Here is a 16,311-nt window from a genome sequence, read left to right as displayed (position 1 = left end):
TTAATCTTACCTCAAATTCGCTATCGGTCCTTGCTCCAGTATTTCCTCCAAGGCCGCCATATCAGGCGGCAAAGGAGCTTCAAAGATCATTTCCTGCAATAGCACTGGGTGCTTGAACGTTAGACGTACCGCATGCAGTGCTTGACGAGGGATAGATGCATCTAGTGCTGCAACGGACTCCAACTGTTCGCTTTGAGTTGAAGTCAAATCCGGTAGATTATACAGCTCATGACGATACATGCTGTCACCAATCAAAGGACAGCCGATCGAGGTCATATGGACCCGAATCTGATGCGTACGACCACTCTCCAGCTTCAGTTCAACTTTTGATCCTTGTGTATATACAGCCTTAACTTCGTAACGAGTCAGAGAAGGATATCCATCCGGTGTCACGATACGCCGATGCGGCTCCTCAGGATCACGATCAATAGGTCCGTCAATATCACCGAAAGGCTTGGTAGGGACGCCATGAACAAAAGCAGCATAACGTTTGTCCACAGTGCCGGCAATCATCTGCTCGGAAATATGCTGATGACTATATGGATTCTTGGCGATGACTAACACACCGGAGGTTTCCTGGTCCAGACGATGGACAGGTCGAAAGCGGAACCGTTCATTTTTTTGCGCCCAATAATGAACTACTCCGTTAGCCAGTGTATCGGTGTAATGTCCATGCGTGGGATGTACAATAATACCTGCAGCTTTGTTTACAACAAGCAGATGCTCATCTTCAAATAGAATTTCAAAGGGAATCGGTTGCGGTAAAATATCATCCGAAGTCTCTGTTTCCATGCGAATCTGTACAATATCGCCTGCTTTAACACGTACGCTGATATAAACACGCTCTCCGTTTAATGTAATCCCTTGTTCTGTTTGCTTAAGGCGCGACAACAATTTGCGTGAGACATCCATCCGTTTATGCAGGATCGTCTTCAACAGCCAGTCATCCTCTTCAGGCGGTATGATGTAAGTAATAGGTGAATAATAGCTTGTCATATTAGTCCCGGAACACCTTTTTACTGCGAATATATTCTACATCAGTAATTCCTGCCCGTGTATTAGCCGTTCTAGCCAGCGCAAAGAAATAATCCGATAACCGGTTCAAATAAATAACCGCTTCCGGGTTAATGTCCGCATTTCGTCCAAGTGTAACTGCCCGACGCTCCGCCCGGCGGCAAACCGTGCGGCACACATGTAGAACCGAAGCTAGCGGACTGCCCCCAGGGAGGATGAATTTTTCTAGCGGCGGATTCTCTGCTTGAAGATCATCAATCCAGCCCTCCAGCCGTTTTGCCATCTCGCTTGTTACCATATATTGACCACCCTCACCCAGCTTAATAAAAGCCAGATCGGTTCCACAATCGAATAGTTCATGCTGGATTTCCAGCAGCTGCTCGCGTACATCGTCAAACTGATCGTCCTCCATCAGGCTCCGCGCCTGCCCTACAAAGCAATTCAGTTCATCGATGGTTCCGTAGGCTTCAACTCGGACATCGTCCTTACCAACCCGGCCGCCGATCACTGAAGTTTGACCCGCATCACCTGTACGTGTATAAATCACCAAGGCTTGTTCCTCCTATCCATTCTTCAAATCACATAATGCTAGTTTAAGCTTTCTTATATAAAATTGGCAAATGAAGAATATAGTTAGTAATCGACATCTATACCAAATTGTTTTTAAAGAGCGTAAGGCCATTATTATAGACAATCCGCCCGTCAATCAACGTACCTAGAATAGAAATATCTTTAATGTGAAGCGGATCAACAGATGTTGGATCTTCTGCTACTATAGCAAAATCAGCTCGCTTGCCAAGCTCAATCGTTCCTACCTCATCTTCTTCAAAAATCAGTTGTGCCCCGTAAGATGTCATTGACCGCAGAGCCGTGACTACATCGATTCGCTGCTCCGGACCGAGGATTTTGCCATCGCTAGTTAACCGATTTACGGCAACCCATACTGAGAACAAAGGGGAGATAGGGGTTACTGGATCATCTGAATGAAGCGTAAATAACACGTTATGTTTTGCCGCTTCTGCCAAGGGATTGACTCTTCGCCCCCGCTCCGGTCCTAGAAAAATCTTTTCATGACGGTCACCCCAGTAATACACATGATTGATAAAAAAAGAGGCTGCGACACCTAAGTCATGCATTCGGATCAGATCTTCAGTAGTTGCTGTCTGGGCATGCTCAATCCGGTGACGATGATCGGGACGCGGATTTTCTAGAATTGCCTGCTCAAAGGCATCCAAAATCGAACCTATTGCGCGGTCTCCATTCCCATGAATCGCAATACGAAAGCCTCTATCATGCAAGTCTTTCACTTCAGCGTCTAATTCTTCCTGAGCATGGATGAGATTACCTGACACATCCGGATCATTGAAATACGGCTCACGAAGCGCTCCGGTTAATCCTTGAATAGAACCATCCTGGAACATTTTAGCACTATCTAATGAAGCACGGCCACCTGATCGTTTGCGAATATACGCATCCACTTCATTCGCAGTCATTGAACCCATTTGGCTGCCTTCTCGAAGCCTATCACTCGCGATCATCAATTTCATATGCATAGGTAGTCGCTCTTGTTCAATGGCCTTGAAACACAATTCCAAATCATCTATCTCATTGGTCACTCCAATCTTCGCATCTGTATTCGTTGTAATCCCCTGCGATAAATAAGACAACGACTCTTCACTTATTAACGAAAGAAGCTCCTGCTCACTAGGCTCTGGAGCATAAGCACCAACCGCTTGCGCCGTCCCTTCGTAGAGAACTCCATTAAGATGACCCTCCTCGTCCCTACCAAAGCTTCCACCTTCGGGATCAAGGGCTTGCTCATCAACACCTGCCAGTTCCAGAGCTAGAGAGTTAGCAACTCCCAAATGACCGGAAATATGATAAATGATCACTGGATGATCTGGCGCCGCTTCATCAAGTTCTTTTTTGGTAGGATGTCTCATCTCTGATAAGGCAGTATCGTCATATCCAAAACCCACAATCCAGTTTCCTTTCTCTACACTTAAAGCTTTTTGCTTGATACGGAACTGAATATCGGAAATATCACGATTAGGCGGACTTTTACAATCCAGATATTGTCTGAGCATAATAGCGCTGATCATGTGATTATGAGTATCTATAAATCCAGGAAGCAAGGTCGCGCCCTGTAGATCAATACACTGGGTTCTTTCAGTAATATTCACTTCACTTGAGGATGGCCTCTGTTCTAACCAAATCCCCGTAATTCTTCCGTTCGTAACACCTACAGATCCAGCATTCTTATTTTCCCCATCTAAGGTCAACACATTTGCATTCACAATCAACAAATCCAAATCAATCATAACAAAAAGCCTCCTTCATACCTCTCAGCTAGGAACTATAGTGGGAATTACCCCGTTTACCCGCCGTAGGAATCTACTTTAAAACATATTCTCTCCAATTCCGTCTGCAATATTGCGATGTGTGAGCTTAAAAGGAACAACAAAAAGAGGACCCTAAGGTCCTCTTCATCAGCATGTTGCGACGTTATTTTCCAACTGGACGCCCCTTCATGTATTCATTTATCTTGAGATCCAGTAAACTGCTAATTTCAATCACATTATCTGAAGTGAATGATTTTTCCTGCAAAAAAAGTTGCTCCATCTTGGAACGGAGTATTCTAATTTCATCTTCCAGAGAGAGTATGCGAGCAGATGCATCACCCTTGGGGGACAGTTTCCCACTTCCAGAAAAACATTGCCCTCCATAGGAAGGTAAGTAATAATCGGCATTAAGCACAATCATCCCTCCTAAAAGTTTGTACAGCGTTGCTTCTCGTAAGAGCTTTGTACAAAACTCGCTTTAGAAGCATAAGCCTAAAAGTATTATTAAACGCGTGCCACAAAATATCATCAAAGTATAAAAATTAACTTCAAAGCAACGCTTAATTCCAGAGTAAAATACATCCTTGTTAGTTCTATTATAGGGGCTAATTACTCTCAAAGTAAAATAATACCATAGGATTATGAGATAGGCTATAGTCCAATTTTCTCTATTCCATTCTCTCTCGTTCCAATTGTGTGACAAAAGCACCAATGCGTTCTATCGCTTCATTCAGTTGAGATACTGACGTGGCATATGAGCAGCGTAGGTATCCTTCACCACCTAATCCAAAGACACTTCCAGGTACAGCTGCTACCTTATATTCAAGCAACAGACGCTGTGCAAATTGATCAGAAGTCAGTCCCGTTTTGCGCACGCTTGGAAAAGCATAAAATGCACCCTGCGGTTCATGGCACTCCAGTCCGGCATCACGCAGACCTTTAACAATCAGCCTCCGCCGTTGGTTATACGAATCAACCATTCGGTCTTTTTCTTCCATCCCATTCGTCAGTGCCTCAAGTGCTGCTACCTGACCCATAGAAGGAGCACACATCACAGTATACTGGTGAATCTTAAGCATAGCGGAGATTAAATCAGGGTGACCACAAGCATAACCCATTCTCCATCCAGTCATAGCAAAAGCCTTGGAGAAGCCGCTGACCAGAATCGTACGGTCCATCATACCTGGCAATGAAGCAAAGCTGACATGATTAATTCCATAAGTCAATTCTGCATAAATCTCGTCTGAAATTACAATAAGATCATGCTTCTCAACAACCTTGGCGATCGGCTCCCAATCCTCTAGGGTCATAACACTTCCCGTTGGGTTACTCGGGTAGCACAGAATCAGAACTTTAGAGCGTGAAGTAATCTTCGCTTCCAAACTCTCCGCAGTAAGCTTAAAGTTATTCTCTCCAGTCGTTTCAATGCCTACAGGAATTCCCCCGCCAATAGCCGTTATCGGGGAATAGGAAATATAGCAAGGCTCTGGTATAAGAATTTCATCACCTGGCGTGATCAAAGCGCGCAAAGCCAGATCAATGGCCTCACTTCCGCCGACCGTTGCTATAATTTGATTCGCAGGATCATATTCCACTGCAAAACGGGTGTGTAAATAATTCGCAATGCCCTCCCGCAGTTCAGGCATACCTGCATTGGATGTATAACCTGTAAACCCTCTTTCCAGCGAATAGACACAAGCTTCTCTGACATGCCAAGGGGTCTTAAAATCAGGCTCCCCGACTCCAAGTGATATGATATCCTTGCTGCCTGCTGCCAGATCAAAAAACTTGCGAATACCCGAAGGCTGAATCTGCTGTACTAGCGGGGCCAAATAAGAATTCATTGATTTGCTGTCTTCTTCAGTTAGCTGTGTTTTATTCGTGATCATATGATTACTTCCTTTATGGAGAGATCATCAGACGGTTGTCTTCCTCATGCTCCTCGAAGATGATCCCATCCTGTTTGTATTTTTTAAGGGTAAAGTTCGTTTTTGTGGAGAGTACTGAATCGATTGGAGACAGCTTCTCAGAAACAAAGTTGGCCACTTCCCGTAAGTTTCTTCCTTCCACTTCTACTAGAAGATCGTAAGCACCTGACATGAGGTAAACGGATTTCACTTGTGGATACAGGTAGATTCTCTCCGCAATACCTTCGAATCCGCGGCCTCGTTCGGGTGTAATCTGCACCTCGATCAGCGCAGTAACCTTCTCATCATCCACTTTATCCCAGTTTACAACGGCGGCATACTTAACAATTACATGGTCTTTCTCTAATTGCCCAATCGCCGTCTTCACGTCTTCTTCTTCCTCACCAAGCAGCGTAGCTAAGAGTGCAGTAGATCTTCTCGCGTCCTCTTTAAGCAGTTCCAGCACTTTCCTCTTTAGTTCGTTCATTTCCTTCATGCCTTCCCTCCGGATAGTTCGCAAATGACGTTGCGCTATTCATGCGTCGCCCCGCGAAAAGAGTTTAATACTAATATGACATGAATTGAGCATCTCTGCAAACAAAATAACCCCATATGATGTCCGCATAGAAGACTGTGTTTACTCAGCTAAATGGATTTATATACAAAAAACGCCTGTTTATACTGGATCACTCCGGTATAAACAGGCGTCATTCTTAAAACGATGAGACAGGATGCTTCATCCGATAACCAACTTGGTTACATTAAATGAGACGGTTGATGTTGCCCATTCGAATGAAGATGCGCGTTCGCATTGTGAGCAAAGGATCCAGCTTGTCCGGTTTTTTGCTGAACAAATTGTCCGGCTTTTTGCTGCAATTGCTGTGCAGTTTGGAGCTGTTTGTCTACATCTTGGCGCAATGCTTTTGCAGGTGCAGGATACATATTCAGTTGGGACATCTGCGTATAAAGCTCGCCCTGAAGTCGAAGCGTGTTCATGGTCATGTCGTTAAATACCCGACGAACCGCTGGACATGCTGATTCTGTAGCGGCGGTCGCATATTCACGGACCGTCCGCTTCAAGTCACACAAAATGGTGTTCATCAAATCCTCATCTGGCATAAATGCTGCTGAATTTTGTGCGTTCATAAAATAACCTCCTTAAGATTTAATAATGCATTTATTGTGGGCTTGTAGGCGCATATTGCTGATGTTGCTGGATTAACTGAGTAAGTGTAGTCATGTGTTGTGTATGGTTTTGCATGTGCTCCATACAAATTCGACGAACCTGCTCATTCTGTGTTGTCGCAGCTGTGGCCGCGCATTGCTTGAGGAGCAAATCCTCGTTGGAAATGGAGTCGGCAATATATTCCAGTTCTTTTCCGCTTAATGCCTGCATTTGATTTGATTGCATGTGTTGTAGTCCCTCCTTGTAGTTGATCCAAACAGGCTTTAGTATACCGCCAACACACACCATTTATTTGCCCGAGAGCATTAGAGAGATATGACAAAAATAAGAACATGCTGCGAATGAGACGGTAATATGCCGCCCATACTTAATTATGGAACGAATGAAGGAGCGATCAATTTCATGAGACTAAATAGCGGCACCCCCCCTTGGAGAAACACTTTACAAGACCCTCCAACTTATCCCGCGCTAGAGGATACCATACGCTGTGATTGCCTGGTTGTAGGCGCTGGAATGGGCGGAGCAATGGCATCCTATCGCTTGTCGTTAAGCGGAGCGGAGGCTGTTCTGATCGAAAAAAAACGAGTTGGCAGCGGAAGTTCACATGCCAATACTGGTCTGCTGCAAATATCTAACGACAAATCGTTAACCTCATGTATGAACACCTTTGGAGAAAAGAACGGCTTGCTCTTTTATCAGCTATGCCAAGCAGGGGTTAGAAATATTCTGGATCTGCCGGCCAAACTCGATATCGATCCCCAAATCATTCCTCGCAGCAGCCTTTTATATGCCAGTACACATGAGGATGTACCCGCTCTGCGAGAAGAATATGAGAATCTCGTTGCTCACGGATTCGATTCTGATTTCTGGGAAGAGGAAAAAATAGCTTCTGTGTATTCTTTTTCAAAACCCGCTGCGCTTTATTCACGCGGTGATGCAGAGGCGAATCCTTTCCGGACGGTTCACAGCCTGATCGCCAAGGCAGCAATGAATGGTGTACATGTTTATGAGCAAACCGAGGCTAAACGCTATGAATTTACTGAAGATGGCGTAATTTGCCACACAGAGCATGGACGCATCATTGCGAAAAAGGTTATCTTTGCAATGGGCTATGAAACGCAGGAGTTTAAAAAAGACCGGGGCGCTGAGCTGATCAATACGTATGCTGTGATGACAAAGCCTCTGAAGGAATTTCCGAAATGGCATGAGCGCAGCCTTCTTTGGGAAACCGCCCGACCGTATTTGTATTTTCGGACAACACCGGAGGGACGTATTATTGCAGGAGGCAAAGATGAGCCATTGACGGATCCCGAGCGTCGTGATGTCAGAGTAATCTCTCAGAGTCAACGGTTACTGGAAGAGCTGGAAGCTCTGTTTCCTGAAATCAAAGGCATCGAGATTGAATACTCCTGGGGAGCTGTATTCGGCTCCACGCGTGATGGGCTCCCTTATATCGGCCCACATCCCAAGTTCCCTCATTGCTATTTCATCGAGGGTTATGGAGGCAATGGGACGGTGTACAGCATGATTGCTGCGGAGTTATTAACAGATACGATTGCGGGTAAACACCGGCCGGAGCTAGATCTATTCTCGTTGACACGATCAGTTAAACCTTCTCCTTCTCAGAATACGAACGTTAATACACAGAAATGGAATTAAAAAAAGCTTAGTCCCCTTATAGTCAATAAGAGGACTAAGCTTTTTATGATGATACTTATGCTTTATCGGTACTCAGATTACGTACGAGCTGAATACGGTCTTCCTGCGCCAGACTATGCTGTACATGGAAACATGATGGGCACACATAGACATTAAGCGAGAATGGAGATGTTAATACAGGTCCACCCAGTGTAGCCGGTGCAGAAGGCTCGAAGTTGTTAACAAGCTGCTTTCCAGCAAGGATAGTTAATTCATGGCATTGTGTACATTCGGGTGCTTCTTCCTGAATCGCTAAGATACCCGATACACGCTCTTCATACTTATTCAAATCATAATCGTCACCGAATTGATTGAGCGTGTTGTAGATAGGCACTACACTGTCTTTGTCGACGTCGCCCCAAAGATCCTCATCATTAATAACCTCTTGTTTAGGTTCTTCTACAACTTCCTCTTCCTCATCTTCGATGCCGTCTATCCCTACTGTAACAGTACGATATCCGTTAAGTTCATTGTTACAGTGAGGACAATTTTCCTCTGGTCCGAATTCCTCGTCCCATACGATTTCAGTATGACACCAAGGGCACACAGTTGTTTCCATCTTTATAATCTCCTTCTTACTTCACGTTTAAATTTAGTTCATCATTAAATAAATAATACCGGCTGCTATAAAAGCAATGGCTGACACAAACAGAACTCGGGTAAGAATCTTCATGATATCCTCCTAATCCCCCACAAAGTGGAGCTGCTCATTTCAAAGCTTGTCCAGATCCATCTGGAATCCTTTGTAGGGAGGTGCAAAACCGCCTATTTTATTTAAAATATAGCTGCACCGATCACATAAGACAACGAAACCGAGATCAGCATTGCTATTAGCCCAACAGCACGGTTATCCGCAGCGATCTCCTCATCAATAGAGAATACCGGGGTTAGAAATTCAAATAAAAAATAGGCAAGCAGCAGCAGTAAAAAACCAACAACCGACCACTTCATCGTCTCATAAATCGAGACACCTGATTCAATACTGAAGCGCAGCACGTTGCAAATTCCGAAGATTTTGCCGCCAGTAGCCATGGCTACTGCCAAGTTTCCCTTGCGAATTTCTTCCCAGCAATTATATTTCGTTACCATTTCAAAAATAGACAAAAATACAACGAGCCCTAGAATTGCCACTGCAAAGTAGCCAAGCAAGGCACCTAGCGGATGACCCAGCAAAAGATCAATATCTCCTTGCACACTCTTCCCTTCTTTCTGCCGGGCAATCCCGCTATTGCAGCTCAGCTACGGTTACGCCTGCGCCGCCTTCATTATAATTTCCAAGCCTATAGCTCTTAACATGTCTGTGCTTACGCAAATATTCTTGAATCCCTGTGCGGAGCACACCTGTACCCTTACCATGAATAATTGAAATCTGGCCCAAGTTGCCTAAGAAAGCTTCATCAATAAAACGATCCGTCTCCATGATTGCTTCCTCTAGGTTCGTCCCCCGTAAATCCAGTTCTCTACGAATATTCTCGTCACGGGAACGTTTAACGGTTGTCGCCTGCCGAAGAGGCACCGGTGCAGAGGCGGCCTTAGATGAGAGCAGTTCAAGATCATCCAGGCTCACCTTCATCTTCATGATCCCAAACTGTACTAAAGCCTCTTTAGTGCCGCTTAATTCCACTACAAAACCTTTTTGATTTAAGCTATCTACTTTCACTTCATCACCAGGCCCAATCGTCCGCGGAGCCTTAGCTGGCTTCCGAGTAGCGGCTTTCTTACGCGGTGAAGGTTCCGCTTCATCTAGACGTCTCCGTGCTTCAATCAGCTTATGTTCTTTGACTGAAGCGCCTTCTTCCATAGCTAAGCGGCGCAAATCGCTGATGATTTCTTCAGCTTCCTTACGCGCTTTCTCCAAAATCGCACTCGCATCTTTCTCCGCTTTCTCCAGTCGTTTGTCCCGCTGGCTTTCCAGCTTTTCAAGCTCTTGCTGGTGTCTGCTGCGCAGTTCTTCCACTTCACGGCGGATACTCTCTGCTCTCTCATGTTCCTGCTCTGCACCAAGTCGATTCTCTTCAAGAGAAGCAATCATATGCTCCACACGAAGGTCTTCTTCCTTCACTTCACCACGTGCATGCTCCAGAATCGCGCCTGGCAGACCTAATCGCTCTGCAATTGCAAAAGCGTTGCTTCGTCCAGGAACACCGATCAGCAAACGATAGGTAGGACTAAGACTTTGGACATCAAATTCCATGCTGGCATTGATGACCCCTTTACGCTCATAAGCATATGCCTTCAGTTCGCTATAATGCGTAGTAGCGACCATACGGCATTCAGTCCGGTGAATATGCTCCAGAATGGCAATTGCCAGCGCGGAGCCTTCTGCCGGATCCGTTCCTGCACCCACTTCATCAAGCAGAATAAGACTCTTCGGAGTCATTCGGCGCAGAATGGATATAATATTCGTCATATGGCTGGAGAACGTACTCAGACTTTGCTCAATGCTCTGTTCATCGCCAATATCTGCATAAATGGCATCAAAGACACACATTTGACTGCCTTCCTCTGCTGGAATGAACAAACCAGACATCGACATAAGACTCAACAGTCCAATGGTCTTGAGTGTAACGGTTTTACCACCTGTATTAGGCCCAGTTACAATTATCGAGCTATATTGGTTGCCGAGCTCTACATCCAGAGGAACCACATGCTCCGCAGGAATCAGCGGATGTCGTCCTTTGCGCAGCTTCAAATACCCGCGATCATTCATGCGAGGCTGCGTAGCCTTCATATCTCGTGCAAGACGTGCCTTAGAGAAGATGAAATCAAGCTCACCTAAAATATCGATATCATAAGTCATTTCTTCGGCTATATCAGCTACTAGCGCTGTCAACCTATGCAAAATGATCTCAATCTCCCGCTCTTCACGCAGCCGTGTTTCACGCAGTTTGTTATTCATCGCCACAATAGACTCAGGTTCGATAAATAAAGTCGCACCTGATCCAGACTGATCATGTACGATACCACCGAAATGCGCACGATACTCCGCTTTTACAGGAATAACAAACCGATCCCCACGAATCGTTACCAGCTGATCCTGCAGCATTTTAGATACGGAAGAAGAACGAATCATGGAATCCAGCTTCTCACGAATTCGAGTCTCTCCGCCGCGTAATTCACGTCGAATCGTAGCCAATTCAGAGCTAGCCGTGTCAAGAACATCTGCGTTCTCGTCTATGCATAAACGAATGGCATCTTCTACATGTTTTTGCTCTGACAAAACATCGCTGAGTGAAAATAGGAATTCAATCTTCTCTTCCTCATGCATAGCTGCCAGGAAGCGTTTGACTCTTCTTGCTCCGCCAATGGTAGTTCCCACTGCCAGCAGTTCAGTTGTTCCCAGCATTCCGCCTATAGAGGCACGTTTTAGTGCAGCTCGAATATCGCTTATCCCGCCAAATGAAGGAATACCCTTCAGGCGATCTACATTAGCCGCTTCATCCGTGGCTTGAAGTAGCTTTTTCACGCCTTCAAAATCACCGGAGGGTCTTAGCTGCTCCGCAGTCAATCGCCCCATTGAGGTTTGCGTATATTGCATTAATTTATTTAAAATCTTGCGATATTCAAGCGTATGCAAAATTTTGTCGTCCAATTACAGTCACAGCTCCCTTCATAGATGTTTCCATTATACAGAATTCAAGTCAATTTCGCTATTTGGTATAGGATTAAGCATAAAAACAAGTATTAAGGTCACAATAAGAACTGCACATATCCTTAGCTTGGGCCAAAGGAGGTTAGTACATTGAATTTCTTAAGTCATGTGGGTCGTTTTGTTGTAGCAGCGCTTGTTCTGATGGTTGTCGGTTGGATTGTTCCACAGTTCACTATTGGAGGCTTTTGGAGCGCTCTTATCCTTGCACTGGTGATCGCGTTACTCGGCTGGGTTGTCGAAGGAATCTTCGGCAAGAAAGCAACACCCTTCGGCCGCGGTATCGTCGGTTTTATCGTCAGTGCATTAGTCATCTGGGTCGCCCAATTCGTAGTGAGTGGAGTTAGCGTATCCATTCTAGGAGCAATCCTGGCAGCACTGGTCATCGGTATTGTCGACTTGTTTTTACCGGTATCCACCCCGTTCGAAGCGGCAAAGTAACGAAAGCTATCCACAACACAGAACCCCTATTCCCGGTTCTTTTCCGGCAATAAGGGTTCTGTGTCTTTTTTATCCATAAGTCGCAATTTCAGCTCCATCATTGTCAAAAGCATTAACGACTGTATTCTTGCCACGTTTCTTCGCTGCATATAGCGCATTATCCGTTTTGCGGAACAGAATCTCCTTCCCGTCCCCTAGCTGATATTCACATATTCCAATGCTTACGGTGATCGGCTTATTGCCAGCGTGCAAATGCTCTATTCGAGCAATGTTGATCCGTAGTTCCTCTATAGCTTTATAGGCCTCAGAATAACTTTTGTCCGTAAAAATCACTGCAAACTCTTCACCGCCGTATCTGGCTGCAAAATCATTAAGTTCGATCATGCCGCCAACCTTTTCCGCAACCGCCTTAAGTACAAGATCCCCTACCCAGTGCCCATATGTATCATTAACCTGCTTGAAATTATCGATATCGAAAAGAGCCAGCTGTAATTTGAGGTTGTTGCTCTCACACTGCTCTAATAATGTATCCAGGTATTCATGAAATGTTTTATGGTTGTACAGCCCAGTGAGCGCATCTGTCTTGAGCAGCTTATCAGAAACAGCCCTCTCCACCATGAGATCTTGGCCTTCCTTCGTTAATCTCTCTAGATTATCACGCGCTTCCCGAGCTCGGATTATTACCGCATGAGCCATCCCTACGAAAATAATAAATACACACTCTACCATTAAGAATTCAAGCAACGGTTTATTCAGAAATATCCGTTCTAATCCAAAATAATTCCCTGCATAAAACACTACGCTGAATATCCCCATAATGTACAGAAGCTTACTATCAAAGTAAATTAGAGCAACCATAATAGGCATCATTAACGTCATCTGCGCACCATCAACATAAGGCTCTAATACAAAATACATAAGATAGGATACTAGAAATCCACAACTGACCACTCCGAGCTTAGGAGAAAGTCTGCTATACCGCAGCCACAGCTCAGCTGCAATCATAAAGATCACAATTAATAAATTGCAAGCTAGAAACAAATGTGATTGCGTTTGTGTGTGGGGAAGGTCAACATTTATCATAAAAAGGATCTCTGAAACCATCATTAGAATGACTATTATCCAGAAGCCTTTTAAAATTCTACGGTGCCAAATCTCTGTTTTTAGCACATCGTTATTATTAATAATCTGTATCCCCTACTTAATCGTTAATATATTCTTTTTTCATTATAATAAATCTAAATTAGATTCACATCAATTTTTTGCAATTTTCGACAAAGTTTGAGCGATCCCTGCGTTCACGGATTATTCACAATTCATCAAAGTGATGACAGAAATTTTAAGTTATGATGTTTACATAATTGTCACATTATTTCTGAGATTGTACTTCCTGGGAGGGGATAAGGATTATGAAGAGAGTTGCAATTCTGCTTTCCATTGTGTTTGTAATAGCTCTCACTGCCTGCAGCAACAGTAACAATAATACAGCAAGTAATAGCGGTAATGAATCTAAGCCAGAAATCGAAGCAGAAACAGAACTCATAATTACGGCTACAAATTACAGCTTTGATCAGGAAGAATATCATTTAAAAAAAGGTGTACCCGTCAAAATTATTTTTAAAAACGATAGCGGCAATCATGGCATCCTTATCCCTGAATTTGAACTCCAGCTTAATAGCAAAAAATCCTCAAAGGTAATTGTTCCGGAAGAAGCCGGCACATTCGAAATGACCTGTTCGATTATGTGCGGTTCCGGACATAGCGGTATGAATGCAAAAATCATCGTAGAATAGATGACTCAATAAAATAGCCGATCGCTAGGGAATTTCCCTACGGTCGGCTATTTATTTACGCTGTGGCCACTAGCATAAACGCCTTCGGCGTCTCTATAAGAATACTAACCATTTAAGCGAGAAATATAAGAAAGGATAGTGTGAGGCTTATACTAACTTATATTTTAGACAAAGAGGGCTAACCTGAAATAGATCTCTCTACACCTCAGGTACAGCCCTCTTTTCTTGCATCCGACATTCAACTATCCTGTTCGATCAGTTGAATCCATTCATTATATTCATTCTGAAGCTTGGCATATTCCTCTTGAAGATTACGATGCTCATCCGTCATCTTCTGTAGCTCATTCTGATGCATCTCAAACTGGACCTGTAGCAGACGCAGTTGTCCTTGAGCCAACTCATAGTTCTCGCCGACTTCACCAAGCTGCTGAAGCACCTCACTGCGTTCACGTTCAATAGATTCCTGCTTCGCCTCAGCCTCACCGGCCTCCTGCTGCCAAATATCTATCTCTTCGCGCAGCTTCGCTTCTAAATCACTCCACTGCTGCTGCCGCTCGAATAACTCCTCGTACTTGTGCTTCCAGGAAGCTCCGTACGCCTCGGCCTCCTTAAGCACTCCCTGCTGCTCAGCAACAGTAGCAGCGGCTTCACGGCTAGCTTCAGACAACTCTTCCAAACGTCGTGCTGTCTCTTCGCCTTCTTCCTGCAGCAGCTGATATCTTTCCTGCAGACGTTCGCCATCTTGCAGTACTTCGTCATATTGAGAGATTAGTTCCTCATAGCGTTCACGAAGCGCAGACAGTTCCTTCTGAACCTGTCCACCTTGTTCACGGAGTGCTGCAGTTTCCTCTTCTGCATCTGTACGAAGTTGAACTTGATGATCTAATTGTTGTACTAATCCATCCGCTTGACCCCGAAGAACCTCAATCTCCTTCTGAAGTGTCAGTGATTTCTCCTCGGACTCCAGCAGATTCATTTCCAGTTCGCCAATATCATCCATCCGTTTATCCGAAAGCTCTTGCCAATTCGCTGCCTCCGCCATAGATCCAGCGAGTTCTTCCTGAACACGGTGCAGATTATCACTCGTTTCTTGTAATGACTTCCGCAGCTCTGATGCTTCATTCTGTGACTGCTGATAACGCTGACGCAATTCTTCCAGCTCTTCATTCAACAGCACACCTAACTCAGTAGCCGTACGCAGTTCCTCACTGAGCTGCTCTTCGCGTTTAACCACCGCTTCATATTGTCCGAGCAGCGTTTGACGAGCATCTCGTTCACTCTTAAGACTGGCTTCAGCCGCACGGAGTCTAGACTGAAGTTGTCCTGTTCCACCACGGAGCTCAGCCAGCTGTTTCTCAAGCTCTTGAATGCTTTGCTTATGTCTGTGTTCCTGAGTGCCTTGCGATTGTCGAAGCTCCTTATTCTTAGCAAGCTCCCGTTGTAAAGCTTCCCGCTCTTCAGCCAGTTCCTTGCCTAGCTTCGTTGTTGTATCCTCGAGTTCCTTACCTAATGTCGATTTGGTTTCCTCAAGCTGTTTCTCTAATGTTGACCTGGTCTCGGTTAACTCAAGCTCCAGGGCAGACAAAGTATCTGTCTTCTCCTTAATCAGCGTCTCACGGATGTTCTCCAGCTCTAGCAGATGCGCCGTCTTCTGCTCTTCCAATTGCTGCAGACGGATGGCTTCTGCAATCGCTAGCTCCTCTCGATGATTCTCACGAATAGCAGCCTGTTCTGCCTCATAGCTTGCCCGCAGTGCTTGAAGCTCCTGCTCACGCGCAAGCAGCTCCTCTTCCAGCTTCTCTCGCGCAGCTTCAGCCGCTTGGTTTGCCTCCTGAAGCTGGTCCGCATGTACCTTGCGCTCGTTCTCCTGGATCTCCAGATGACGCTTGCGTTCTTCTTCAATCGCAGCAATCAGTCGCTCTGCTTCTTCCTTAGCCGCCGCTTCAAGGCGTTCATATTCTTCTTGTCGCTCCCGCTGAACCTCCAGCAGGCGAGATACTTCCAATCGCAGTTCACTGCGTTCACCTGTCATCATGTTGAGTTCATTTTTAAAATCCTGAACCTGAATAGCCTGCTCCGCCATATGTACTGCTGCAAGCACCGCAATACGCGGCGTATCCAGTCTGGTGTGTGATTTAGAAATCGTGCGCATATGTTCGTCAACATAACGGGCCACTTGTTTCATATATTCAGTGCTGCTTCCGACGAGTTTATAGGAAGTTCCGTATATCTCCACGGCGACACGAGTCCGGTCCATAGCCACAGTTGTGCCCTCCTTTGT

General features: G+C 45.1%; 16 protein-coding genes. 3 read left to right on the top strand and 13 right to left on the bottom strand.

The window, feature by feature from the left end; translation table 11 throughout:
* Positions 1–6: 6 nt before the first annotated feature.
* The 8 genes from R50345_RS08165 to R50345_RS08130 form a co-directional block, all read right to left on the bottom strand.
* Positions 7–996, bottom strand: a complete 990-nt coding sequence (locus R50345_RS08165) for an RluA family pseudouridine synthase (protein WP_042125599.1) — start codon at positions 994–996, stop codon at positions 7–9.
* Position 997: 1 nt separating this feature from the next.
* Positions 998–1,564, bottom strand: a complete 567-nt coding sequence (locus R50345_RS08160) for a cob(I)yrinic acid a,c-diamide adenosyltransferase (protein ID WP_042125597.1) — start codon at positions 1,562–1,564, stop codon at positions 998–1,000.
* Positions 1,565–1,661: 97 nt separating this feature from the next.
* Positions 1,662–3,335 carry an amidohydrolase gene (locus R50345_RS08155; RefSeq protein WP_042125595.1) on the bottom strand — a complete coding sequence of 558 codons (1,674 nt, stop codon included), beginning with the start codon at positions 3,333–3,335 and terminating at the stop codon, positions 1,662–1,664.
* Positions 3,336–3,519: 184 nt separating this feature from the next.
* Complete coding sequence (locus R50345_RS08150; RefSeq protein ID WP_052404481.1) at positions 3,520–3,708, bottom strand: aspartyl-phosphate phosphatase Spo0E family protein; 189 nt, start codon at positions 3,706–3,708, stop codon at positions 3,520–3,522.
* Positions 3,709–4,024: 316 nt separating this feature from the next.
* On the bottom strand, positions 4,025–5,245 hold the full coding sequence (locus R50345_RS08145; RefSeq protein WP_042125591.1) for an aminotransferase class I/II-fold pyridoxal phosphate-dependent enzyme: 1,221 nt from the start codon (positions 5,243–5,245) through the stop codon (positions 4,025–4,027).
* Between the two features lie 13 nt (positions 5,246–5,258).
* Positions 5,259–5,759, bottom strand: coding sequence for an Lrp/AsnC family transcriptional regulator (locus tag R50345_RS08140; protein WP_042125589.1), 501 nt, complete (start codon positions 5,757–5,759; stop codon positions 5,259–5,261).
* A 260-nt stretch (positions 5,760–6,019) separates the two neighbouring features.
* On the bottom strand, positions 6,020–6,409 hold the full coding sequence (locus tag R50345_RS08135; RefSeq protein ID WP_042125587.1) for a spore coat protein: 390 nt from the start codon (positions 6,407–6,409) through the stop codon (positions 6,020–6,022).
* A 31-nt stretch (positions 6,410–6,440) separates the two neighbouring features.
* On the bottom strand, positions 6,441–6,674 hold the full coding sequence (locus R50345_RS08130; protein WP_042125585.1) for a hypothetical protein: 234 nt from the start codon (positions 6,672–6,674) through the stop codon (positions 6,441–6,443).
* A 177-nt stretch (positions 6,675–6,851) separates the two neighbouring features.
* On the opposite strand from R50345_RS08130, the gene R50345_RS08125 reads away from it, so the two are divergent.
* Positions 6,852–8,108: an NAD(P)/FAD-dependent oxidoreductase gene (locus tag R50345_RS08125; protein ID WP_042131980.1), complete on the top strand. Its 1,257-nt coding sequence runs from the start codon at positions 6,852–6,854 to the stop codon at positions 8,106–8,108.
* A 55-nt stretch (positions 8,109–8,163) separates the two neighbouring features.
* Here R50345_RS08125 and R50345_RS08120 read toward each other — a convergent pair whose 3' ends face one another.
* From R50345_RS08120 to R50345_RS08110, 3 genes are all read right to left on the bottom strand, one after another.
* On the bottom strand, positions 8,164–8,706 hold the full coding sequence (locus tag R50345_RS08120) for a hypothetical protein (protein WP_042125583.1): 543 nt from the start codon (positions 8,704–8,706) through the stop codon (positions 8,164–8,166).
* A 215-nt stretch (positions 8,707–8,921) separates the two neighbouring features.
* The gene (locus R50345_RS08115; protein WP_042125581.1) at positions 8,922–9,341 is read right to left on the bottom strand and encodes a DUF350 domain-containing protein; all 420 of its coding nucleotides are present in this window, start codon (positions 9,339–9,341) and stop codon (positions 8,922–8,924) included.
* A gap of 31 nt (positions 9,342–9,372) precedes the next feature.
* A complete protein-coding gene (locus R50345_RS08110) occupies positions 9,373–11,739 on the bottom strand; it encodes an endonuclease MutS2 (RefSeq protein ID WP_042125579.1) in 2,367 nt (788 codons plus the stop codon).
* 150 nt (positions 11,740–11,889) lie between these two features.
* Here R50345_RS08110 and R50345_RS08105 point away from each other — a divergent pair, with 150 nt between their 5' ends.
* Complete coding sequence (locus R50345_RS08105) at positions 11,890–12,237, top strand: phage holin family protein (RefSeq protein ID WP_042125577.1); 348 nt, start codon at positions 11,890–11,892, stop codon at positions 12,235–12,237.
* Between the two features lie 69 nt (positions 12,238–12,306).
* On the opposite strand, the gene R50345_RS30195 is transcribed toward R50345_RS08105, so the two are convergent.
* Positions 12,307–13,242: a GGDEF domain-containing protein gene (locus R50345_RS30195; protein ID WP_231574249.1), complete on the bottom strand. Its 936-nt coding sequence runs from the start codon at positions 13,240–13,242 to the stop codon at positions 12,307–12,309.
* A 404-nt stretch (positions 13,243–13,646) separates the two neighbouring features.
* Here R50345_RS30195 and R50345_RS08095 point away from each other — a divergent pair, with 404 nt between their 5' ends.
* Positions 13,647–14,030 carry a cupredoxin domain-containing protein gene (locus R50345_RS08095; protein WP_331281360.1) on the top strand — a complete coding sequence of 128 codons (384 nt, stop codon included), beginning with the start codon at positions 13,647–13,649 and terminating at the stop codon, positions 14,028–14,030.
* Between the two features lie 238 nt (positions 14,031–14,268).
* Here R50345_RS08095 and zapA read toward each other — a convergent pair whose 3' ends face one another.
* On the bottom strand, positions 14,269–16,287 hold the full coding sequence (zapA, locus tag R50345_RS08090; protein ID WP_331281374.1) for a cell division protein ZapA: 2,019 nt from the start codon (positions 16,285–16,287) through the stop codon (positions 14,269–14,271).
* Between the last annotated feature and the right edge of the window lie 24 nt (positions 16,288–16,311).

The sequence above is a fragment of the Paenibacillus sp. FSL R5-0345 genome (genome assembly GCF_000758585.1).
Classification (GTDB): Bacteria; Bacillota; Bacilli; order Paenibacillales; family Paenibacillaceae; genus Paenibacillus_AQ.
This window is presented reverse-complemented; position numbering and strand designations above follow the sequence as displayed.